The sequence below is a fragment of the Streptomyces megasporus genome, from assembly GCF_000718985.1.
GTDB classification, from domain to species: domain Bacteria; phylum Actinomycetota; class Actinomycetes; order Streptomycetales; family Streptomycetaceae; genus Streptomyces; species Streptomyces megasporus.
The window spans coordinates 217,664-238,376 of sequence record NZ_JODL01000001.1 but is presented as its reverse complement, the minus strand read 5'-3'; the positions used below and the strand labels follow the sequence as shown (position 1 = coordinate 238,376).

Sequence of the window (20,713 nt, the reverse complement as noted above, 5' to 3'; positions counted from 1 at the left end):
GGGCGCGGACGGACACGGTACGGTCCCTTGCCGCACACGTTGGACTGTCGCCTTCCGGTCGGGTCCGGGACGGCGGAACGAGATTGTGAGCGCGGGTGGGGAAGAAGCGACTCCGGGGCAGCCGGCAGAACCAGCAGGACACCACGGTCTCCACGGCGACCTCCACGGTTTCCACGTCCGCGCGCAGGGCGAGGGTGCGCAACCGACTGCTCGTGTCGGTCACCCTGTGCGCCGTCGCCGTCCTCGCCGCGGGCGCGCCCGGAGTGGCCGGCGCCTCCCGTGATCTGACGGAGGCCCAGCGTCTGGTCGACCGCGCCGACCTGGGCCGACGCGCCGTCTCCCTCTCCCACGCCCTCGCCGACGAACGCGACGCGGTCATCCGCGGTGCCGCCGCCGCGGGAGCCGCGGACGCCGCGGACACTCCCGAGGTCGGGGCCGTCGGCGACGAGGGACTCGGCGAGAACGGGCTCGGCGGCGAGGGACTCGCCGACCCGGGGCCGGCGGGCGAGGAGCCCGCCGACGAGAAGCCGGCCGACCAGGGGCTCTCCAAGACGGAACGCGCCCGTGTGGACAGCCGGATCAAGGAACTGCGCGCCGACGCGCCCGCCGGCGTACGGCGGCTGCTGGACGAGCTCCCCGAGATCCGCGAACGGGCCCTGACCGGGCGGAGCGACGCCACCGAGACCCACGAGGCGTACAGCCGGGTCATCCGGTCCCTCGGCGGCATCACCGCAGCCACCACCCGTGCCCTCCCCGGCCGGGCCGAGAACGCGACGGCCGACGCCCTTCCCGACCTCGGACGCGCCGTCGAGCAGGCGTCCGCGACCCGCGGACTGCTGCTGGCCGCCCTCGCCGCCGGGGGCGCGCAGCCGGAGCTGACCGCGGCGGGTCAGCAGGCGCACCTGCGCGAACAGGCCGCCCTCGCCGACTTCGAGCAGACCGCCCGAGCCGCCGACCGCGACGCCTACGACAAGACCGTGACCGGCGCCGACGTCACCCTGGCCGAGCGCTACCTCGCCCGCCTCACCGACCAGCCGCGGCTGGACTCCCGCGACCTGTCCCTGAACCGCGCCCGCGTCGAGACCGCGCTGACCGCCCGCGTGGACCGCATGCGCAGCATGGAGTCCTCACTGGCCGTCACCGAGGTGGAGCGGCTGAGGAAGCTGCGCGACGACGACCTCACCGCCCTGGAACTGCGCATCGCCCTGCTCGGGGTCTGCCTGCTGCTGACGGTCGGCATCAGCGTGCAGACCGCCCGCTCGATGACCCGACCGCTGGCCGTCCTCCGGCGCGGCGGCGAACGGGTGGCCGCCGACCCGGTGGCCGAGGAGCCGGTGGCGTACAAGGGGCGCAACGACGAGTTCGCCGATGTCGTACGCGCCGTGAACCGGATGCGGGAGGCCGCCGTCGCGCTGCACGAGCGTGCCGGCGAGGCCGAGACCAAGGCCGTCGAACTCGCCGCCGAACGCAAGCGGCTGCTGCGCGAAATCGAGTCCCTCAAGCAGGGGGCGGAGAGCGGGCACGGCGTCTCGAACGGCACGTTCATCCACCTCGCGCTGCGCACCCTGGGCCTGGTGGAGCGGCAGCTCGCCGTCATCGAGGCCATGGAGAACGAGGAGAAGGAGCCGGAGCGGCTCGCCACCCTCTTCAAGCTCGACCACCTCGCCACCCGGATGCGCCGCCACAGCGAGAACCTGCTGCTCCTGGCCGGCGCCGAGCACGCCACCGGCCAGGTGGAGCCGGTGCCGCTGCTGGACGTGCTGCGCGCCGCGATCAGCGAGATCGACCGCTACGAGCGGGTGGAGCTGACCGGGCTGCCGCCGCACGCCCAGGTCGCCGGACCCGCCGCCGACGACGTCAGCCACCTGATCGCCGAACTCGTCGACAACGCCATGGCCTTCTCCCCGCCGGAGGTCCAGGTACGGCTCTCCGGTCGGAAGTCGGAGAACGGCGAGATCATGCTCTCCGTCCAGGACGAGGGCATCGGCGTCACCCCCGAACGGCTGGCCGAGCTCAACGCCCAGCTCGCCGGGGCGTGCCCGAGCGAGCCGGAGGACGACAGCACGCTGGGCATGGGGCTGTACGTGGTGGCCCGGCTCGCCGCGCGGCACGGGATCAAGGTCGAGCTGCGTGCGCAGAAGCAGGGGGGCATCGCCGCGGTCGCCGTCCTGCCGCGCGCCCTGCTGCCGGACCGTCCGATGCCGGGCGCGACCAAGAAGGCCACCGCGGGCACGGCGCCGACCCTGCCGGGCACGGTCGCCGAGGCCAACGACAACACGCTGCCGTCCCGCGAGGGCCGGTCGGGGAAGACGGCCGACGAGCCGGACACGCCGGAGTCGGCGGCCGGTGCGGACGCCGAGCCCGAGGAGACGGCCGAGGCGGAGGAGGTCCCCGAGGGGAGCGGGACCGCCGAGTCCGCAGCGTCCGCCGACTCCGGCGAGCCCGCCGAGCACGGTCGGACCGAGGACGAGGCCCCGACGTCGGACCCCGTCGCGGAGGAGGAGCCCGCACCGGAGACCGCCCCCGCCGGGCGGCCCCTCACCGCCAAGGGGCTCCCCAAGCGCACGCCCCGGAACGTGCCCACCGGCGTCGGAGTGCCCCGCCCCCGCACGGGCGGCCTGAAGGCCGAGGAACTGCGGCGGAGGTTCGGCGGCTTCCAGCAGGGCGCCCGGGAGGGTCTGCGCGCGGCGGAGGCCCAGATCGCCGAGGAGGAGAGCGACCGGGAGAAGACGACCGGCACCGGGGGCACCGTTGAGGAGGCACGGAAGTGAACGCGCCCACCACCGCACACACGCCCAGCAAGGAAGCACGCAACCTGCACTGGCTGCTGGCCAAGTTGGTCGACGAGGTCCCCGGCGTACGGTCCGTCGCCGTGGTGTCCTCCGACGGGCTGCTCCTGCTGTCCTACGACCCGGACGGAACCGCTGAGTCCGAAGGGGACCGGTCCCACGAGGGAGGCGGGAAGCGGGCGGAGAACGGCCCCCGGGGCTCCAGCGCCGACCTGGCGACCATCGTCTCCGGAGTGGGCTCCCTGACCCAGGGCGCCGCGAAGCTGATGGACGGCGGCCCCGTCAAGCAGACCATGGTCGCGATGGACGAGGGCAGCCTGTTCGTGATGTCGATCAGTGACGGCTCGCTGCTCGGCGTCCACGCCGCGCCCGACTGCGACATGAGCGTCGTCGCCTACCACATGGCCCTCTTCGTCGGCCGGGCCGGGCACGTCCTCACCCCCGAGCTCCGCACCGAACTGCGCGCGTCGATGGAGGAGAAGGGCCAGTGACTTCCGGCAGCTCCCTGCCCGTGCGCAAACCCGCGCGGGTACGCCCGTACTCCCTGACCGGCGGGCGCACCCGCTTCGGTCACGTCCTGCTGGTGGAGACCCTCGTCGGCGCCATCGAGGCGCCCGAGGAGCACCGCGAGCCGGCCTCGGGGGGCCTGCGCGACCGCGTGATGCCCGAGATGAGGGCCATCGTCGAACTGTGCCGCAGGATCCGGTCGGTCGCCGAGATCGCCGCCCGGCTGCGGATGCCGCTGGGCGTGGTGCGCGTGCTGCTCAGCGACCTCGCCGACCAGGGACGCATCCGGGTCTACGGCACCGGATACGACAACGACCGTCCCGACCGTGCACTGCTGGAAAGGGTGTTGGGTGGACTTCGCAGGCTCTGACACCACGGGAGACACCACCGTGAAAGGCCCCGGGAGGAACGCCGGGGAGAACGCCGAAGAGACCGCCGAGGGGGTGTTCCTCCCACGGGGGGAACGCGGCCGTGCCCCGATCTCCGTCAAGATCGTGGTGGCGGGGGGCTTCGGCGTGGGCAAGACGACCTTCGTCGGCTCGGTCTCCGAGATCGAACCGCTGACCACCGAAGCGGTGATGACCCAGGCGAGCGAGGGGACCGACGACCTCACCGCCACCCCGGAGAAGACCACGACCACGGTCGCCATGGACTTCGGCCGCATCACCCTCGACACCGACCTGGTGCTCTACCTGTTCGGCACCCCCGGCCAGCGGCGGTTCTGGTTCATGTGGGACGACCTGGTGCGCGGCGCGATCGGCGCCGTGGTCATGGCCGACACCCGACGGCTGGAGGACTGCTTCCCGGCGCTCGACTACTTCGAGAGCTGCGGCCTGCCGTACATCGTCGCCGTCAACCACTTCGAGGGGACGACGTACTACGAGCCGAAGGACGTGCGCGAGGCGCTGTCCGTCCCGGCCCGGGTGCCCGTCCTCGTCATGGACGCACGCAAGAGGGACACGGTCGTGGACTCGCTGACGGCGCTCGTCGGCCACGCGCTGGACCTCACGCCCGCCTGACCAGAAGGCCCGCCCCCGGCCGGGGAACCGGCCGGGGGCGGGCCTTCTGGTCGGACCCGTTCCACCACACCCAGGCACCCCAGGGGAGATCCGCCATGCGGAAGATACTCATCGTCGGAGCCGGCCAGTCCGGCCTCCAGCTCGCGCTCGGCCTCCAGGCGCACGGCTACGAGGTCACCGTGATGTCCAACCGCACGGCGGACGAGATTCGCGGCGGCCGGGTCATGTCCACCCAGTGCATGTTCGACCAGGCCCTCCAGCACGAGCGCGACCTGGGCATCAACTTCTGGGAGAACCAGAGCCCGCGGACCGAGGGGCTGGGCGTCTCGGTGGCGGGCCCCGACGGTTCGCGCGTCGTCGACTGGCTGGGCCGGCTCGACGGCCACGCGCAGTCCATCGACCAGCGCCTGAAGATGGCGGGGTGGCTGGAGACCTTCGCCCAGCGCGGCGGCCAACTGGTCGTCCACGGCGCGACGGTCTCCGACCTGGACTTCTTCGCCCGCACCTACGACCTGGTGCTCGTCGCGGCGGGCAAGGGCGAGCTGGTGTCGATGTTCGAGCGCGACGCCGCGCGCTCCCCGTACGACAAGCCGCAGCGCGCGCTGGCGGTGTCCTACGTGCACGGCCTGGAGCGCCGCCCGGAGCACCCCGACACCCTGGCGGTCCGCTTCAACCTGGTGCCGGGCGTCGGCGAGCTGTTCATGATCCCCGGCTACACCATGTCCGGGGCCTGCGACATCCTGTTCTGGGAAGGCGTCCCCGGCGGTCCGCTGGACGTCTTCCAGGGAGTCAAGGACCCCGCCGAGCACCTGGCCCTCACGCTGGAGCTGATGAAGCGCTTCACGCCCTGGGAGTACGAGCGGGCCCGCAAGGTCGAGCTGACCGACGCGGGCGGCACGCTCGCCGGCCGCTACCCGCCGACCGTCCGCAAGCCGATCGGGCGGCTGCCCTCGGGCGGCGCGGTCCTGGGCGTGGCCGACGTGGTGGTGGCCAACGACCCGATCACGGGGCAGGGCTCCAACACCGCCTCCAAGTGCGCCGCCATCTACCTGGACTCGATCCTGGAGCGCGGCGACGGGCCGTTCGACGAGGAGTGGATGCAGGCCACGTTCGACCTCTTCTGGGAGAAGGCGGCCCGGCACGTCACCATGTGGTCGAACGGACTGCTGGCGCCGCCGCCGGAGCACGTCCTGAAGCTGATCGGCGCGGGCATGGAGCACCAGGAGCTGGCGGACCGCTTCGCCAACTGCTTCAGCGACCCGTCCGACCTGGAGAACTGGTTCTTCGACCCGGAGAAGGCGGAGGCATACCTGGCGAGTCTCACCGCCTCCGCCTGAGCGCGCCCGAGCGGGCGGAGACGCCTGCGGCGGCCTGAGCGTCACGAGCCGCCGGGCGGTCCCGGCGCCGGCGCCCGCTCCGGACGGCGCAGGCGGTCCAACTCCTCGTCGGGGAGCGAGACGAGCAGCCGCTGGACCTCCGCCAGCCGCCGCCCGGCGGTGTTCCGCTGCCGCTCGTACCGGGCGGTGAGCGTCCGCTGCCGGTCCAGGGCGCCGCGCGCCCGGACCGCCAGGGCGGCCAGCCGCTTCTCCTCGGCGGCCAACCGCTCGGCCAGGGCGTGTTGGCGTGCCGCCATCCTCTCCAGGGCCCGCCCGTACTCGAACGCCGTCCGCACGTCCCGCGCGTCGCGGCCGAGCAGCAGGCGCAGGTGGGGCGGGAAGGTCCCGGCGCCCCGGTACTGCTGCCGGGCGACCCTTCCGGCCTCGTCCCGCGCCTCGTCCAGCCGGACGCGGGTGTCGGCCAGCCGGTTCTGGAAGCGGGTGACGCGGGCCCGTTGCGCCGTCAGCTCCCGCTCGGTCGAGCGGTACGCCGCGGTCGCCGCCTCGCTGCGCCGGTGCGCCTCCCGCAGTCGGAGGAGGAGCTCGCCGACGGGTTCCCCGACGGATGCCCCCGGGGAGACGGCGCCGGCGGGCGACCGCGGCGCGGCGGAGACCGTCGTGGCGAGCAGCACGGCGGCCACGGCGAGCACCGTCGTCCGTGGGAGCCGCGCACGGCCCCGTGCTCCGGACACGCCGTCTCACCTCCACCTCCGTGCCGTTCGCGGGGGTACCCGGCGATCGTGGCACGCGGGGCCGTCCGCGGCCTCCCGGCCGGCGTCCCGGTTGCGGCGATCGCGGCAACCGGCACGCCGGCCGGGTGATCCGGTCCTTCCGCGCGGTCCCGTCAGGAGGGCCGCTTGAGCGTGACGGTCAGCGCCCAGTCGGAGGGCCGTTCGGTGTACATCACCGCACCCGCCAGGTCGCTCTCCCGGGTGGGGGTGACGTCGTCGTAGGGGAAGGCGTAGCCGCGGCCGTCGGCCACCAGCTCGTGGACCAGGCGCGCGTACTCGTGCCGGGGGCCGTGGACGTAGAAGTCCCCGGAGGTGGCGTCGGGCTGGGAGGGGTTGCTCACCAGCGTGGTCCGGCAGAACGCGGCGCCCAGCACCGCGGCGATGCGGCCCTGCTGGGTGGCGTTGATCCCGTGGAGGGAGCCGTCGCAGCCGAAGATGTCGGCCTCGGCGGTGGAACCGGCCGTGCCGGGCTTGGGGAAGGAGTCCGGGGAGCCGTCGGTGATGCCCTGGAAGACCAGCCGGTCGCCGTGGGTCCGGCCGACCACGGTCTTCCCCGGCCAGACGTCGCCGAGTTCGACGCGCAGGTCCGTCCCGCCGTCGGCGCGGTACTTGTGCCACACCTCGTCGACGTAGGAGCGGTAGTGCCCGGCGAACACCTCCGTGCCCAGGCCCGGGAGCTTGGCCGGGCTGGAGACCCGCACCAGTCGGTCGCCGTCGTACAGCGCGCACCTGCCCCAGTCGCCGCCGGCCTGCTTCAGCCGCGCCGCCAGGGTGGCGGTGCCGCCCACGGGCATGCCGCCGACGTGCTGCGTCGCGCCGCTGCCGGGGACGAGGGTGAGGGCGATCGGGAGGGCGACACCGTCCACGCAGGTGATGTTCCCCCAGATCCCGCTCGGGTTGTAGGTGAACTCGCAGTAGTCCCAGACCGTGCGGTACGAGGGGTCGGAGGGGTTGGCGGCCGAGGGCTGGACGAGGGCGCCCGCGGCGCCTCCCGCGTTGGGGTTGGCGTAGAAGACCACGCTCTCGCCGAGCGAGAAGTACACCCGCGCGCCGGTGAGGTGGGTGTTCAGCCGGATCTCCTGGCCGAGCGGCAGCCGGCGTGAGGCGAGGAAGTCGCCCAGGTCGTGCATCCGCTCGGACGGGTTGGGGATCGGGTCCAGTCGGCCCGTGGCGGGGTTGAGGAAGCCCTGACCGCCGTCGGGGTGGTCGGCGTGGAGGTAGGCGAACACGGTCGACTGGCCGGTGTCGTTGACCAGGCGCAGGGTCGGGGCCGTGTCGGCCGTGTCGGAGGCGAAGCCGGTGGAGGTCGCGGCGTGGCCGATGACGGGGGCGGAGAGGGCTGCGGCGGACAGGCCGATGAACCTTCTGCGGGACACCACGGTGGGGATCTCCTGTGGGGGACGTGGCTAGTGACGTGAGCACGACAAGGCGGGCCGTGCATCCGATCGCCGCCCGAAAGGGGGGGGGGTGGGGATCGGATGTCGCCACTGTGGTCAGAGGGCGCGCAAAGGTCAAGACCTTTAGCGGAGAGCGCTCTCATTTAAGGTTCGCTTACAACTCCTGAAAGACTCCGGCGAGTTGACGGCAGTACACGGTCACCACCCGAAGGAACGCCGCCCGTTCCCACGCGCGAGCCCCGCGCCGGGACGGGCCGCCCCGGACTCAGCGGCCGGTGGCCCCCCGACCGCCACCGCCCTTGCCGCCCCGGCCCCACGGCCACTTCGGACCGCTCCTCGGCCTGCCCTCCGGCAGGTACGCGTACCGCCAGCCGCGCGGCAGGGCCAACCGTCCGGCCCCGGCGACCGCCTCCAACCGGTAGACGTGCACCACCGGCTCGCCCCCGCGCGGATCGGGGACGGGGATCTCGTAGTACTTGGGCGGCCGCCCCGTGGGGCCCACCAGCACGGGCAGCACCCGCCCGTCCAACGGCCCGCCGACGAACGCCGTCTCCTCGCTCCTCACCGTTCCCGCCTCGCGATCCTCACATCAGGTGGACGGCGTCGCCGACCACCGGGGCGACGCGCCGGGCCAGCCGGCCCACCGGACCGTCGGGGCGCTCCAACGCCAGCGCGGCACGGGTGACCTCCGCCGTCTGCGGGTCGACGGAGGCGGTGGCGGCCAACAGGGCGACGAAGTGGTCCACCAGCCAGTCGCGCAGCTCCTCCAGAGGTGGTTGCTTGTCCTCGTCGAGCCAGATCAGCGAGGCGGCCTCGACCGCCGCGATCCAGGTGCGCACCATCATCCGCAGCCGCGGGCCGGGTTCCCGCGCGCCGAGGTGGAGCAGGATCTGCTCGGCCGCGGCCCGCCGCACCCCGTCCACGATCGCGTCCGTCCGGGACGTCTCGGCGACGCTGCCGCCCTGGAGGAGCGCGGCGAACCCCGCGTCGTGCCCGTCGACGAAGGCCAGGTAGCGGTCCAGGGCCCGGGAGAGCCGGCGGCTGAGCGGCCCGGTCTGCGGCTCGGCGAAGCACTGCCGCAACTCGTCGGCGGCACTGCCCAGCGCCGCCTCGTACAACTGCTGTTTGCCGCCGGGGAAGTAGCGGTAGACCAACGGACGCGAGACGCCCGCGGCGGCGGCGACGTCGTCGAGGGAGACGTCCTCGGGCGCGTTGTGCGCGAAGAGGACGAGCGCCGTGGTGATGAGCTGGCCGCGCCGCTCCTCCACGGTGAGCCTGCGGTACGCCGGGGCGGTCATACCCGCAGCGTACCGCCGCCGCCCCGGCGGACCCGGCGCGGTCAGGGAGCCAGCAGGCCCGAACTCACCCAGAGTCTGCGGCCGACACCGCGCAGCACCCCGATCTCGTCCAGGAACTCCGTCAGCCTCCCGGCCGCCGTTCGCATCACCTCGCGACGGTGCGGGCTGGCCTTCGCCTGGGCGATCGCCTCGCGGCGGTCGAGCCCGACATCGGTGTAGACCCGCGGGTTGACGAAGGACAGGGACATCGTCCGAGCGGACTCGCCGGAGCCGAGGCGGGTCAGCTCCGCCTCCCAGCGCGGGCAGCTCGCCATCTGGCGGCGGAGCTCCTCGCGTGCGTAGCGCACGTGCCGGGCCTCCTCCACGACGTGGATGCGGGTGATGCCGCGCACCAGCGGCTGGACCCGCTCGTCGGGGAAGGTCAGCCGCTGCATCCAGTCCAGGATCTCCTCGCCCAGGAGCGTCGCGGCGAACGAGCCGGGCGTGGTGGAGACCGTCTTGAGCACCCGCGCGAGGTTGTGGTGCAGCCGTGTGACCGGGTACGTCGGCGTGCCCGCCTTCTGGATGAAGCGGGCGAACATCTTCGAATGACGGCACTCGTCCTCGATCTCGGTGAGGGCGTAGCGCACGTGCGCGCTGGTCAGCGGCTTGTCGTAGATGTGCCGCACCAATAGCTGCATCAGGATGATCTCGAACCAGATGCCGAGCGAGGCGAGCGAGGCGGCCTCGTGGCGGGCCAGGTCCATCCGCTGCTCCTGTGACATCCGCCGCCACAGGGGGGTGTCGTAGAGGGAGACCAGCTCCGGAGGCCAGAACCACTTGCCCTCTTCGAAGGGGGCGTCCCAGTCCAGCTCCCGATCGGGGTCGAAGGAGTGCTTGGCCGATGATTCGAGGAGGCGCCCGGCCACCTGTTCGCGGTCCCTGAGCGGGCCGAGGGCGTCGTGGAACCGTCCGGCTTCGGGCGCGGTCGTCATGGCACGGCCACCTCACTGTCGGAGTCACTGGCGGTCACACTGGGCGCGCCACTTATGAGACTACTCGTCAGCAAGTCCGTCAATCCTCCGCGCGCACCCGGTTCGACGGGGGCGGGCGGAGGGCGACGCACCGGTCCGCGCCGCAGGGCCGTCGCTCCGCTCCACGGGCGGCCCGAAGGTCCTCCGCAGGCTGAACGCGTAGGGCGTGGGGCCGTGTTCGCGCAAGTGGAGGAGACGCTCCTCGGCCTCCGCGACCGTGGGCCGGTGGCCGGCCTCCACTCACCACAGGGTGGCCATCGCCTCGTCGATCCGCTCGAACCACTCGTGCCGACGCTTGAGTGACTCCCGGTGGCGACCGGTGCGCATGAACGCGGTGAGCCAACCGATGTCCCGCCACACCGACATGTCGACGATCAGCCAACCGTCCCCGAGGAAGGGCACGTCCGTGGCGTTCCCCGAATCGCTCCGCGGACGCCACACGAAACCGTCGGCACCGTCGGCGGCGTTAGCCCGGCCGACGGGTGACGCGTCGGCGCGGGATTTCCACATCCCGGACGGGAGACGCCCCGCCCCCGACGCCGCGGTGGCGTCGGGGGCGGGGCGTTCAGGGCCTGACTCAGCGGTTGTGGTGGCAGAAGTGCGGGGCCGGCCCGATGTTGACGACGTAGCGGGCGGAGACCCAGCCGTCGTGACGGTGGTGGCGCCGGTCGAGCTTGTACCACAGCCGGTTGCCGTCGACGTTCTGGCTGCGGACCTTGCACTCGATGTGGACGACCTTGCCGTACGGCAGCGTGGTGATGACCCGGCTACGGGTGTTCGGGTGAGTGCGGACGTTCAGACCGTTACGGGCGATGACGCGACCCCGGTAGCTGTCGGCCGCCATCTCCTTCGAGGCTTCCTCGACGGCCCTCGAGGAGCCCTCGGCGATGTTCGCGGGAGCCTCGACGCTCGGCCGAGCGAGGTCGTTGACGGGGGCGGGCGGCTCGGCGAGAGCGGGCCCGGCAGCGGTGGTGAGCGCGATGGCGCCACCGGCGGCGGCCAGGGCGAGCTTGCTGAGCTTGGACTTGAACATGCGGAGAAACCTCCTGGGAGGGGAGGGCCCGGCGCGGGGCCGGGCCCGGGGAAGGGACACATGGACTTCGTCACGGCCCGTGGCGAGCCGATCACTACCACGCGCAATTCACGTTAAGTCGGTAGATATGAGCACGCAATTCATCACGCACCGTGACGAAGGCGGCCAAACTCCAGCTCAGCGCCCTTGCCCGTCCCTGGACGCCTCCACCGTCGTGTTGCTCCGCGCGGGTGGGCGTGCCGACCGTCCTCGCAGGTCAGCGCCCCGGTGAACGTCCGTCGGCGGAGAGAGGGCATGGGTCGGTCCCGCTCGGCCGCCCGCGCGAGGAACGATCGCCGAACGACCGCCGGGACGTCCGCCGCCGGGCCCGTGCGGGTGCCGGGACCCCTCCGAGGAGTGACACCGCGGCACGGACGGACGAGGGCTCGACGGGCAAGGAAACCGGTGGCCCGCCCTCCGGTTCCTCCCGGTCGCTTCCCCTCCGGCCACCGAGGCGCCCCATGCGTCACCCACCCCGGACGCCGTCGGGTACTCCGGGCGCTTCGGGGGCGCGGCCGAGCCGCCGGAGGACGAGCATGCCGCCGATCCCGGGGACGAGGGAGCGCCGGCGCACGCCCTTGGGGACGCCGGTCACGGCCGTGAAGGTCATCGCGATGACGACGAGATGGACCGTGCCGTGCGCCGGTCCGCCGAGCGAGGTGATCGGTTCGGCGCGCACGGTGAGCAGGTCGACCGGCAGGACGAGGAGGGAGGCGGCCTCGACGGAGGCCGCGACGCGCAGCGTGCGCGCCTCGATCACGCCCCCGTGGTGGATCCGGGGCGGACGATCATGAGGACCACGACGATCGCCCAGAGGAGGTTGAAGACGCCGGTGGCCATCGCCAGTCGGGCCGCCGGCGCCCCGAGTCCCTCGCCGGGGCTGCCGCCCTCCGCCATCGCGAGCAGGCGCCGCTGGCCGGGGAGGACGACCATCGCGAGCACGGCCGCGGCGATCGCGGTCAGCACCAGCGACGTGATCAGCCAGGCGTCGGTGAGCACGCCCATCCGGCTCCCGGTGGCGATCCCGAAGACGGGCACGACGACGCCGGCGACGGCGTAGACGCGGCAGACCCGGTGCAGGAAGGCCGCGACCCCGGCGGCTCTCCCCTCCCCGCCGTCCGCCGCCGACTGCTTCGCGTAGCGCGGGAACAGCGAGGCGGCCACGGCGATCGACCCCACCGCCAGGATGGCGGCCAGGACGTGCACGGACAGCAGGAACTCGGTCACGGCGGGAACCTCCGGAGCGACACCAATATATTGCCTGTCAATAGGTAGCACACCTATATCTTGGCTGGGTAGAATCCCCGGGCATGAGGACAGACGCGGTGCGAGGGCATCTGGACGGACTCCTGCTCGCCGTGCTCGAACAGGGCCCCCTGCACGGCTACGCGATCATCGCCGCCGTGCAGGAGCGGAGCGGAGGCGTGCTCGAACTGCGCACGGGCACGATCTACCCGGCGCTCCAGCGCCTCGAGCGGCTGGGACTGCTGCGCAGCAGTTGGGACGCCGTCGGCGAACGCAGACGACGCTGTTACGAGCTCACCGAGGCGGGACGTCGGAGCCTGGAGGAGGAGCGGACGGCCTGGCGCGAGTTCACCACCGCGATCGGGTCGGTCCTGAACCCCGTCCCCACGTCGCCGGGGCTCGCCACATGACCGTCCCGACGAGCGCCGACAGCCGGCGGGACGACCCCGTCGAGGACCCCGTCGAGAAGTACGTCGCGACCCTCTCGGGAGCCCTCCGCGGCCCGGCCCGCCTCAAGGGGCGACTGGTCGAGGAGATCCGCGACGGGCTCGACGACACCGTGGCGGCGTACATGCGCGAGGGGGCTTCCTACGAGCGCGCCGCCCGCGAGGCCGTCCGCGAGTTCGGCACACCCGACGGCATCGCGCCGAGCTGTCAACGGGAACTGACCATCGCCCAGGCGCGGCACACCGCGCGGGTGGCCGCGCTCGCGGCGCCCGCCGCGCTCGGCTGCTGGGGCCTGATCCGGTTGGCGGGCCGCGACCATGCCTGGCAACCGGGCCCCGTCACAGAGCTGTTGACACTGAACCTGGCCGGCGTCGCGACCATCGCGGCCGTGCTCGCCGCGGTGACCCTGGCGGTCACCGGGCCCCTCGCCCGCCGATTGCCGACGCCGCACCGGCTGCCCCTGGCGGTGGCCTGGACGGGGACGGCCGCGAGCGTCGCCATGGGAATCACGGCACTCGTGCTCGTCGCCCTCTCCCTGGTGGTCGCCGACTGGCCGTTGGCCGTGGCGGCCGGCGCGCTCGCGGCGGTGTCGCACGCCGTGGTGGCGGCCTCGGCCCGCACCTGCCGCCGGTGCGCCCGTCTTCCCGTCGCCTAGGGAGACCCCACGGTGGCGGCCGGCGCGCGGGACCTGGCCGGCCGCCCGGTCCGGCCACCGGGCACGGAGCGGGCGTCACACGGGAAGGACCCCGCCGGGCCATGCCCGGCGGGGTCCTTGCGCTGGTCACGTCATGTTCGGGACGGAGCGCCCGGCATCACCACGTGACCTGGCCGTTGCCTCCGTCGAAGACGACGTCGGAGCAGGAGTAGAAGTTCTCCTGGCTGTCGGAGCGGATCCAGTGGATGTAGATGATGTGCTGGCCGGACCGCTGCGGCAGTTGGACGTTCCAGTAGTAGTGACCGGTCTCGGAGCCGACGCTGCCCGACTGCGGCGGGTTGGTCACACTGTTGATCTTCTCCAGGTCACCCCAGGCCAGCGACTTGGTCGGGGACCAGCCCTGCTTGGTGATGTACACGTCGAAGCGACCCGGGTGGTGCGCCCAGTTGCTGTGCTTGATCTGGATGTTCGAGCCGGAGGTGAGGTGCGTCTTCGGCCAGTCGGCGCGGGCCGCGTTGTACGCGGAGAACTGGAACGGACCCCGGTCGCCACCGCTGCACAGCTTGCCGTCGGGGATGTAACCGACGGTGCGACCGCCGCCGTTGGAGTCGAGCACGGCGAACCAGTTGTAGAGCCCGGTGGTGCCGTTCTGCCGGACCGCGTCGGCGCAGGCCGGGTTGGACGGCATCTGGTGCCCGTTCTTGACCAGGTCCTGGTAGCAGAACCAGGTGCGCGAACCCGGGAACAGGGTGGCGCCGTGGGCCGCCGCGGGGGTGGTGGTGGAGGCAGCCGTGACCAGAGCGAGCGCGGCCGCTCCCAGGACGCTCAACAGGCGCGGTAAGCGGACGGAGGACTTCCTCCGCTCCGTGTTCAGTATGGCCATGTGGGGGGTCTCCTTCGGAGTGCGTATGACCGACGGCATCGACCCGATGACGTCTGGCGGGTCGATCGCAACCCGCCGCCGGGATGTGCGGTCATGCTTGGAGGGCGCTCCCGACGGTTGCGCGCGGTCGTCATGGGAGCGCTCCCATCTCCAACGTAGCGTCAACCGGAGGATTCGTAAACGCTTCTGACAGCTTTTTCCTACAGGTTTGCCCGTCGCCGTGCGGTGCCGTGGACCGAGCGCTACGAACCGAGCACGGCGCCCTCCCCGGAGAAGTACTCCCGCATGGCGGTGGTGTGCGTCGGGAAGACGAGTTCGATCGCCTCCTCCAGCACCAGCCACTCCGTCGCCTCGGCCGTGGGCGCCGACGGCGGCAGGGTCTTCGCGTCCCGGGCGGGCAGCAGGCCGAAGACCAGGACGGTGAAGGGAGTGCTCTGCACGTCGAAGAGCCGGATGTCCGACGCGGCGGCCTCCAGCCCCGTCTCCTCCCACAACTCCCGCACGGCGGCCTGCTCCCAGGTCTCGCCCGTCTCCATGTACCCACCGGGCAGGGCCAACTCGCCGCGGCCGGGTTCTATGTCCCGCCGGACGACCACCAGCCCCCGCCCACCGGCGTCCGTGACGACCGGCTGCAACGCGACCGCGACGGGGAGGGGGTTCGCCCAGAGCGTCTCGTCGCACCCGGGGCAGTCCCTGGGCCACGCGGCGTCGGCCGGGTAGGCGGTCCCGCAGAACGGGCAGTGGGAGATGCGGCGACCCGGTGTGTATCCCATGTGCGAACTGTCCCCTCTCGTGCACGGAGAGCCAAGGCGACGCCTCCGACTCCCCAACGATCCTGCCACCGGACGCGTCCGAGGCGGGGCGCGGCCGGCGCCGACCGCGCGCAGCGAGCGGGCCGTTTCCTGATCGAGTTCCGCGAGACCAACCTGCCGGTGCGGTGCGAGTCCACGCTTCCACCGCTTGGGATGGCGGAGAAGCGTGTCACGCCTCGCTCGCCTCGTCGCCGGTCTGCTGTCGGCGTGCCCGGCGCAACCGGTCGCGCAGAGCCCGTATCTCCTCCATCGGTGATGGGACCGTGCTCCGCCTCGGCGGCCTGGACGAGTTCGTCGAGGTTGTCGCGCTCGATCCGGCGGGCGACGGCGGCGGCGACGTCAGCGGACGGGCCGGAAGGACCGCTGCGGGCACCGGCGGCTTCAGCGATGCCTCGGGACACCGTGATCGGGTGCTTCTGGGATGAACCAGCGGATCATGCGGGGCCCAGGAGAGGAGGAGTGACGCGGCGGCTGCCCGGTGGATCTCGGTCTCGTGCCGTAGTGACATTGCGCGGGAGCAACTACGGTGCCGACATGGGTTTCGCTGGACGGCTCGCCACCGTTGCCAAGGTCCTGTGGAAGCGGCCTTGGGTGCTCGTGGGCTGGCTGTTGCTTGCCGCGGGGACGGTTGGCGCGCAGAAGGTTGTGCCGCAGCCATGGTCCGCTGCCGTCCTTCCAGTCGCCTGGTTTGCTGCGATGTGGCTGTTTGCCCGGGGCGCGGCGCAGAAGGCGCAGAAGGCCTGGTCCAGTCCGTTGCATCGGTGATCCAGTCCAGGACGGTCACACGATCCGCCGGATGCCCTGGCTTGACCGGCGAGGAGGAGAGCCCCGGAGAGATCCGGGGCTCTCGTCATGTCGGGGGGCGGTCCGCGAATAGTCCGAAACCGGGGCCCGACCTGGGCGGAGGGCGCTCCCGGCTACTACAGCATTACTACGTGATCACTGTCATGGGGCTGCGTCCGGCGGCGTCCGGCTGCGCACGTACGAAGACCCCGCTTCCAGCACCGTGGCTGGTGGCGGGGTCTGTCGGCACCTTCTGCGAGGTGCCCCCGGCAGGATTCGAACCTGCGCACACGGCTCCGGAGGCCTCTTGCACTGGCGGAGTTCCTGCTGGTCACGCCCATGTAGCGGGTCAGTTGAGAAGAGTCTGTCCACAAATAGGCCGCGAACCCGACGCCAGCCATCCTAGAGTGCTCCCCGTGACTGACGAGCAAGTGAGCACTGCCCAGACATACGTGCTGCGCACGGAGGTCGTCCGTTGGGCCATCGACACGCTGACCAGCCGACGGATACACCCCTTCTTCCTCGCCTACCTCCATCTTCACAGCTTGACTCCGGACGAGCGAAGCCCGATACCCGTGTCGCCTTCATGGACGGACCTCGGGAAGTATCTGGAGATGCCGGGCGGATTGAGCAATAAGCCCTATTATCGCCCGTTTTTTCAAAAGATCAGCAAGCCTGAACGGTATTGGTTCAATTCGAACTTTGCTGGAAGCTGGGCTCCGCGTTCTCTCCGGGAAGTACCCAAAAAGGTTGTGGATGTGAGCGACGATGGAAAATTCCGACTCAAGGAGAACAGTGCAACTCTGGTGCTCGAGCACTTGCTCTACGGTGAGCCTGTACCCGCTCTAGCACTGGGCGCCTTCATGCTGCGCAACTACGGTTTTACGTCCGATGAAGGTGTGCCTTTGGAGCGGGACATCCGCTCTCTGTTCCTCAATGAGTTCAACTTCCGGCAGACGAAGGACGGGGAGCTATTGGGGGACTCCGAAGTTATTTTCACGACTGATTCCCCGCAGTTGCCGACAGTTGAGATCCTTCTGCCTCTAAATATGGAAAATTGAGAGAGTTGATTTTACTTTGCCAGTAGCTATGACCCCCGAGCCGATCCGCGTACTCACCGCAGACGATCTTGGAATCGGCGTCGCTGCGGCGACGGCCGGGCACGCTTCGAATCGACCTGATGAACCCGAAATCGGAACAGACGATCCTGTTGTCGTGGAGACCTTGTGGCTCCTGGAAAAGTTCGGCGGAGTTATCTACACCGGACCACCTGGAACAGGGAAAACTTGGATTGCCAGCAAGGTAGCCAAGATCGTCACCGACGATGATGCATCGCGGGTCAGGTACGTACAGTTCCACCCCTCATATCAGTATGAGGACTTCATGCAAGGGTTTAGGCCGCTTCAAAACGGGAGCGGTTTTAAACTGCAAGATGGCCATTTTTTGGAGATGTGCAAGAAGGCGAGCGATGATCCAGATAATAATTATGTATTGGTAATTGATGAGCTCAGTCGTGGCGATGCTGGAAGAATATTCGGGGAGGCGCTTACGTATCTGGAGAAGTCGAAGCGTGGGCTTCCTTTCAGATTGGCATCTGGCCAAGAAGGGTGTGTGCCGAAAAACCTGCTGATCCTAGCCACCATGAACCCTCTGGACCGCGGTGTTGATGAAGTCGATGCGGCATTCGGCCGGAGATTCGCCCAAGTCTTGATGGAGCCGGACAGAGATAAGCTTCAAGAGTTCATGGATATCAATGAACTCTCCGCACCACTGGCCGAGGGGTTGCTTCGTTTTTTCGATTTCATCAACAAGCGAGCGCGCTCCAACCCGCATGCAGCTGTTGGGCACGTTTTCTTCAGAGATGTCGATGGCGAAAAATCGCTGCGTGCCGTATGGAATTATCAATTGCGTTTCCTGCTAGAGAAGGCGTTCAGACTTGACCCGCAAGGGTATCGGGAGATCCAGGGGCGGTGGCAGGCTATATTCCCCTCTGGTCAGAATTCGTCAAATGAGGAGTCCGCGACAGAACCCTCTCCATCTGGTACAGAAACAGGGTCGGGGCAGGAGTAATGCCTTATAAGGTATCACCTCAGATCATTCCGTGTTCTGAGCAGGGACAGATAGATATTCCACTCCATGAGCTCATAGACGAGTCCGGGAATCTGATCGTAAACCCGGAAATTAGCAAGAAGGACTTCTTGTCCGTAACCCTTCGGAGCGGAAAACTGCGCCTGCAAGCACGCGGGTACATTGGGTTGATTCCCTTGAACGAGCGTGTAGCAATCTTCGTGGAGCCACGCGTTCCAGTGTCAAGCCTTACTCGGATGGCAGAGATCTCAGGCTCTAACCGCCTGCCGTTGGCAGTAATTCGGACTTATGAAACGGGATACGCAAAAGAGCAGCTGCTTCTTGACCTCTACGCCGCTGCCCTTATCCACCACCTTGAGAAGGTGGTGGAAGGTGGACTGCTCCGCGAGTATCAGCGATTTGAGGAAGAGTCGAGTTTTCCCGTTGGACGCGTACTCATGAGCCAGACGGTTCGCCTGCAGGCTCAGGGGGTGAAGCATAGGGTGTGGGCGAGCCGCTTCGAGCGAACTGTCGACAACGCGCCGAACCAGTGCCTCAAGTATGCGCTCTGGCGAATCGCGCAGCAAAACCAAAAGTCCTCAGCGAGTGGCGCGGAGCATAAGAGGCAACAACTGAATAGGCTTTACTCGGCGTTTGATGGCGTTCCTTTGGATCATTCGCTACGGTTTCTGGATGATGATTTTGTGGCTGGGCGTCAAGAGCTGCCATCTATTCGGGCGTATTATCGAGATGCCTTGGATGTCGCCAAGGCCGCAATAATGCAGCGCAAAATATTTCTTGAGCGATCCTCTTCCGGCGTCAAGCTGCCATCCGTTGTGGTTGACATGAACGATCTGTTCGAGAGGTACATCCGCAGGATTCTAGAAGTTCATGCCGCCGGTGCTGGATGGGCTGAGACCGTGGTCGACGGCAACACTGAAGGCAAACGTGCTCTGTTTACGGACCACCGCGCCGTTGGGTCGGGCATCGAACGACTGGATATCGGTAATCCGTCCGCGACCCCGGATATCGTTATCTTTCATGAGAATGGCCGGAGTGTTGCATGTGTTTTGGATGTTAAGAACAAACTTGTCAGAAAGCGCTCAGACCGTGACGGCGAGGATCAGGTCGTGGCATACGCGCTTCGCTACGCTACCGACCGAGTCGTTCTCGTCCATCCAGGGCAGAAAGATCAGGAATCCGGGATGTATAAAGTTGGCGACGTCGGTGAGGTCAGCCTTTTTCAGTACAGAATAAACCTTGCTGCTGAAAATCCTGAAGAGGAAGAACAGAAGTTCGGAAACGCGGTGGCAAACCTTATTGCTTCTTAAGCGGCTCGCCGCCATCCTCGATCGGGACAGGGTTGAGGTCAACGCCTACAACGTCACGTCCCATCTCGTAAGCAGAATTGAGGGTGGTCCCCGTACCCATGAATGGGTCCAGCACTGTGCCTCGAATCCAGCTATCGTGGCCGCAATCGGTCCAGCCGACCGTTCGCTTCGGAGCGAAGGTGAACTCTCGGAAGTAACCCCCGAGGGCCGCCTTCGCTTCTGCCGCGAGCTCACGGACACGCTCGGCGTTACGGCCAGTCCCTGTCTGGACGTGAAGCGCCTTGCCGGCGTCAGAGATGCCAGTGGCCTGGATCGCAGCGATGTGCTCCCGTGTAAGGCCCTTCTCCCTGGCCAGTTCCATTGCTCGCTTGGCCTGAGGGCGCTGCGGGTCTAGATCCGCCGTTTTCTCTATGATTCTTTCACGGGCATGCCCGCACTGGGAGCAGACCGCTGTGGGACATGCCAAAGTAACTGCTCGTTGAACGATTTCACTGGGAAATGGTGCCAGGTGACGAGCCATGTTCCGCTTAAGGTCGATGTCCCAAATGTCACCTGGATTGTCAAAGTCCCAATCAAGCTTGAAGATCGGGCTTTCTTCGTCCCAGAACGGGCTACCTTCCTCGAAGGGGAGATCACGAAAGTCCCACATGTCCCCGGGGTTGGCAGTGCTGCCAGCGCGTCCGTACGCGCGCGCGTATCCAAAGAGGTCGTAGTAGTAGGAGCGCTGTGGAGCCAGGTGGATGATGTACTCGTGCCGACTCGCTAGGCGATTCCGCGCGGGATCAGGCATACCTCGGGTTTTCGCCCAAATGATACGGTTTCGGATGAGCCAACCTGCGTCTGCGGCGGCTGCCTCGATTCGACCTGGAATCCCCGCTAGTGACTGATTCTTCCAGGTGTCGCCGACGTTGAGGAACACTGATCCAGACGGACGCAGAACACGCCGCCACTCGGTAAGGCATTCCATCATCGCCGAGACATAGGTTGCCGGATCGGGTTCTTGCCCAATCTGCCCAGAAACCTTGTAGTCGCGCTTTTGCCAGTACGGCGGCGATGTGACCACAAGATCGACAGTGTTGTCCTCAAGAGGGATTTTCCTGGCATCGCCCTGGATCACGCGACGCTTGGGTGTTCCCGGGACCATTGGCTGCGGGACGTCTGGTTGGCCATCTCGTGTGCCCAAGTTTTCCCCAGCGGGGGAGGTCACCTCAAACAGTGCATCACTGTCCTGCACGTGACTGGCTCGCGGAAGCACAACCTTGGCCGTACGCGTTGCGTTCCCGTTTGA

21 protein-coding genes, 1 tRNA gene and 3 pseudogenes are annotated in these 20,713 nt (G+C 68.9%); 11 read left to right on the top strand and 14 right to left on the bottom strand.

Translation table 11 applies throughout. From position 1 onward, the window contains the following. Window positions 1–95 precede the first annotated feature (95 nt). The 5 genes from IF47_RS0101035 to IF47_RS0101015 all read left to right on the top strand — a co-directional run bounded on the left by IF47_RS0101035 (window position 96) and on the right by IF47_RS0101015 (window position 5,652). On the top strand, window positions 96–2,771 hold the full coding sequence (locus IF47_RS0101035) for a sensor histidine kinase (RefSeq protein WP_051716742.1): 2,676 nt from the start codon (window positions 96–98) through the stop codon (window positions 2,769–2,771). Beyond that, window positions 2,768–3,280, top strand: coding sequence for a roadblock/LC7 domain-containing protein (locus IF47_RS0101030; RefSeq protein ID WP_031505933.1), 513 nt, complete (start codon window positions 2,768–2,770; stop codon window positions 3,278–3,280). The genes IF47_RS0101035 and IF47_RS0101030 overlap by 4 nt, the downstream gene beginning before the upstream one ends. Further along, complete coding sequence (locus IF47_RS0101025; protein WP_031505932.1) at window positions 3,277–3,666, top strand: DUF742 domain-containing protein; 390 nt, start codon at window positions 3,277–3,279, stop codon at window positions 3,664–3,666. Before IF47_RS0101030 ends, IF47_RS0101025 begins: the two co-directional genes overlap by 4 nt. Window positions 3,667–3,739: 73 nt before the next feature. Beyond that, window positions 3,740–4,315 carry a GTP-binding protein gene (locus IF47_RS0101020; protein ID WP_051716807.1) on the top strand — a complete coding sequence of 192 codons (576 nt, stop codon included), beginning with the start codon at window positions 3,740–3,742 and terminating at the stop codon, window positions 4,313–4,315. A gap of 95 nt (window positions 4,316–4,410) precedes the next feature. Further along, window positions 4,411–5,652 (top strand): styrene monooxygenase/indole monooxygenase family protein, encoded by a 1,242-nt coding sequence (locus IF47_RS0101015; protein ID WP_031505929.1) that lies wholly within the window; start codon window positions 4,411–4,413, stop codon window positions 5,650–5,652. A gap of 41 nt (window positions 5,653–5,693) precedes the next feature. On the opposite strand, the gene IF47_RS27360 is transcribed toward IF47_RS0101015, so the two are convergent. From IF47_RS27360 to IF47_RS0100970, 9 genes and pseudogenes are all read right to left on the bottom strand, one after another. Next, window positions 5,694–6,383 carry a coiled-coil domain-containing protein gene (locus IF47_RS27360; protein ID WP_157839903.1) on the bottom strand — a complete coding sequence of 230 codons (690 nt, stop codon included), beginning with the start codon at window positions 6,381–6,383 and terminating at the stop codon, window positions 5,694–5,696. 152 nt (window positions 6,384–6,535) lie between these two features. After that, window positions 6,536–7,801, bottom strand: a complete 1,266-nt coding sequence (locus tag IF47_RS0101005; protein WP_031505926.1) for a glycoside hydrolase family 64 protein — start codon at window positions 7,799–7,801, stop codon at window positions 6,536–6,538. 283 nt (window positions 7,802–8,084) lie between these two features. Next, window positions 8,085–8,384: a hypothetical protein gene (locus IF47_RS0101000; RefSeq protein WP_031505925.1), complete on the bottom strand. Its 300-nt coding sequence runs from the start codon at window positions 8,382–8,384 to the stop codon at window positions 8,085–8,087. Window positions 8,385–8,403: 19 nt separating this feature from the next. Continuing rightward, window positions 8,404–9,117: a TetR/AcrR family transcriptional regulator gene (locus IF47_RS0100995; protein ID WP_031505924.1), complete on the bottom strand. Its 714-nt coding sequence runs from the start codon at window positions 9,115–9,117 to the stop codon at window positions 8,404–8,406. A gap of 41 nt (window positions 9,118–9,158) precedes the next feature. After that, complete coding sequence (locus tag IF47_RS0100990) at window positions 9,159–10,091, bottom strand: AurF N-oxygenase family protein (RefSeq protein ID WP_031505922.1); 933 nt, start codon at window positions 10,089–10,091, stop codon at window positions 9,159–9,161. A 60-nt stretch (window positions 10,092–10,151) separates the two neighbouring features. Next, a pseudogene (locus IF47_RS27355) lies at window positions 10,152–10,640 on the bottom strand (DUF3291 domain-containing protein). Between the two features lie 67 nt (window positions 10,641–10,707). Beyond that, window positions 10,708–11,163, bottom strand: coding sequence for an SH3 domain-containing protein (locus tag IF47_RS0100980; protein WP_031505921.1), 456 nt, complete (start codon window positions 11,161–11,163; stop codon window positions 10,708–10,710). 505 nt (window positions 11,164–11,668) lie between these two features. Then, complete coding sequence (locus IF47_RS0100975) at window positions 11,669–11,962, bottom strand: hypothetical protein (protein WP_245640943.1); 294 nt, start codon at window positions 11,960–11,962, stop codon at window positions 11,669–11,671. After that, window positions 11,959–12,429 (bottom strand): DUF2269 family protein, encoded by a 471-nt coding sequence (locus IF47_RS0100970; protein ID WP_031505918.1) that lies wholly within the window; start codon window positions 12,427–12,429, stop codon window positions 11,959–11,961. The genes IF47_RS0100975 and IF47_RS0100970 overlap by 4 nt, the downstream gene beginning before the upstream one ends. Window positions 12,430–12,512: 83 nt before the next feature. Here IF47_RS0100970 and IF47_RS0100965 point away from each other — a divergent pair, with 83 nt between their 5' ends. Continuing rightward, complete coding sequence (locus IF47_RS0100965) at window positions 12,513–12,857, top strand: PadR family transcriptional regulator (RefSeq protein ID WP_031505916.1); 345 nt, start codon at window positions 12,513–12,515, stop codon at window positions 12,855–12,857. Next, a complete protein-coding gene (locus tag IF47_RS0100960) occupies window positions 12,854–13,549 on the top strand; it encodes a permease prefix domain 1-containing protein (RefSeq protein ID WP_031505915.1) in 696 nt (231 codons plus the stop codon). Before IF47_RS0100965 ends, IF47_RS0100960 begins: the two co-directional genes overlap by 4 nt. A 163-nt stretch (window positions 13,550–13,712) precedes the next feature. Here the strand turns inward: IF47_RS0100960 and IF47_RS0100955 are convergent. From IF47_RS0100955 to IF47_RS31335, 3 genes and pseudogenes are all read right to left on the bottom strand, one after another. Next, window positions 13,713–14,432 (bottom strand): annotated as a pseudogene (locus IF47_RS0100955) (lytic polysaccharide monooxygenase auxiliary activity family 9 protein); the annotation flags it as partial. A gap of 242 nt (window positions 14,433–14,674) precedes the next feature. After that, entirely contained in the window at window positions 14,675–15,205 is a 531-nt protein-coding gene (locus IF47_RS0100950; RefSeq protein WP_031505913.1) for an NUDIX domain-containing protein, read from the bottom strand. A gap of 208 nt (window positions 15,206–15,413) precedes the next feature. Further along, a pseudogene (locus IF47_RS31335) lies at window positions 15,414–15,645 on the bottom strand (CopG family transcriptional regulator). Between the two features lie 133 nt (window positions 15,646–15,778). Between IF47_RS31335 and IF47_RS0100940 the strand changes: the two are divergent. Continuing rightward, window positions 15,779–16,009 (top strand): hypothetical protein, encoded by a 231-nt coding sequence (locus tag IF47_RS0100940; protein WP_031505911.1) that lies wholly within the window; start codon window positions 15,779–15,781, stop codon window positions 16,007–16,009. A gap of 279 nt (window positions 16,010–16,288) precedes the next feature. Here IF47_RS0100940 and IF47_RS30535 read toward each other — a convergent pair. After that, window positions 16,289–16,344, bottom strand: a tRNA-Ser gene (locus IF47_RS30535). A 99-nt stretch (window positions 16,345–16,443) separates the two neighbouring features. Between IF47_RS30535 and IF47_RS30530 the strand changes: the two genes are divergently transcribed. The 3 genes from IF47_RS30530 to IF47_RS29075 are packed head-to-tail and all read left to right on the top strand — an operon-like array spanning window position 16,444 to window position 19,425. Next, window positions 16,444–17,088 carry a hypothetical protein gene (locus IF47_RS30530; RefSeq protein WP_157839902.1) on the top strand — a complete coding sequence of 215 codons (645 nt, stop codon included), beginning with the start codon at window positions 16,444–16,446 and terminating at the stop codon, window positions 17,086–17,088. Window positions 17,089–17,116: 28 nt separating this feature from the next. Further along, window positions 17,117–18,097 carry an McrB family protein gene (locus IF47_RS29080; protein WP_078591465.1) on the top strand — a complete coding sequence of 327 codons (981 nt, stop codon included), beginning with the start codon at window positions 17,117–17,119 and terminating at the stop codon, window positions 18,095–18,097. Further along, complete coding sequence (locus IF47_RS29075; protein WP_078591464.1) at window positions 18,097–19,425, top strand: 5-methylcytosine restriction system specificity protein McrC; 1,329 nt, start codon at window positions 18,097–18,099, stop codon at window positions 19,423–19,425. The genes IF47_RS29080 and IF47_RS29075 overlap by 1 nt, the downstream gene beginning before the upstream one ends. Here the strand turns inward: IF47_RS29075 and IF47_RS27350 are convergent. Further along, window positions 19,412–20,542, bottom strand: coding sequence for a DNA-methyltransferase (locus IF47_RS27350; protein ID WP_157839901.1), 1,131 nt, complete (start codon window positions 20,540–20,542; stop codon window positions 19,412–19,414). The genes IF47_RS29075 and IF47_RS27350 overlap by 14 nt on opposite strands. Window positions 20,543–20,713 lie beyond the last annotated feature (171 nt).

Excerpts from the sequence above, each read along its gene's own strand:
- IF47_RS29075 (WP_078591464.1), top strand. The coding sequence starts at position 18,097 with ATGCCTTATAAGGTATCACCTCAGATCATTCCGTGTTCTGAGCAGGGA.
- IF47_RS0100950 (WP_031505913.1), bottom strand. The coding sequence starts at position 15,205 with ATGGGATACACACCGGGTCGCCGCATCTCCCACTGCCCGTTCTGCGGG.
- IF47_RS0100965 (WP_031505916.1), top strand. The coding sequence starts at position 12,513 with ATGAGGACAGACGCGGTGCGAGGGCATCTGGACGGACTCCTGCTCGCC.
- IF47_RS0100980 (WP_031505921.1), bottom strand. The coding sequence starts at position 11,163 with ATGTTCAAGTCCAAGCTCAGCAAGCTCGCCCTGGCCGCCGCCGGTGGC.
- IF47_RS0100940 (WP_031505911.1), top strand. The coding sequence starts at position 15,779 with ATGGGTTTCGCTGGACGGCTCGCCACCGTTGCCAAGGTCCTGTGGAAG.
- IF47_RS0100995 (WP_031505924.1), bottom strand. The coding sequence starts at position 9,117 with ATGACCGCCCCGGCGTACCGCAGGCTCACCGTGGAGGAGCGGCGCGGC.
- IF47_RS0100960 (WP_031505915.1), top strand. The coding sequence starts at position 12,854 with ATGACCGTCCCGACGAGCGCCGACAGCCGGCGGGACGACCCCGTCGAG.
- IF47_RS0101015 (WP_031505929.1), top strand. The coding sequence starts at position 4,411 with ATGCGGAAGATACTCATCGTCGGAGCCGGCCAGTCCGGCCTCCAGCTC.
- IF47_RS0100990 (WP_031505922.1), bottom strand. The coding sequence starts at position 10,091 with ATGACGACCGCGCCCGAAGCCGGACGGTTCCACGACGCCCTCGGCCCG.
- IF47_RS29080 (WP_078591465.1), top strand. The coding sequence starts at position 17,117 with ATGACCCCCGAGCCGATCCGCGTACTCACCGCAGACGATCTTGGAATC.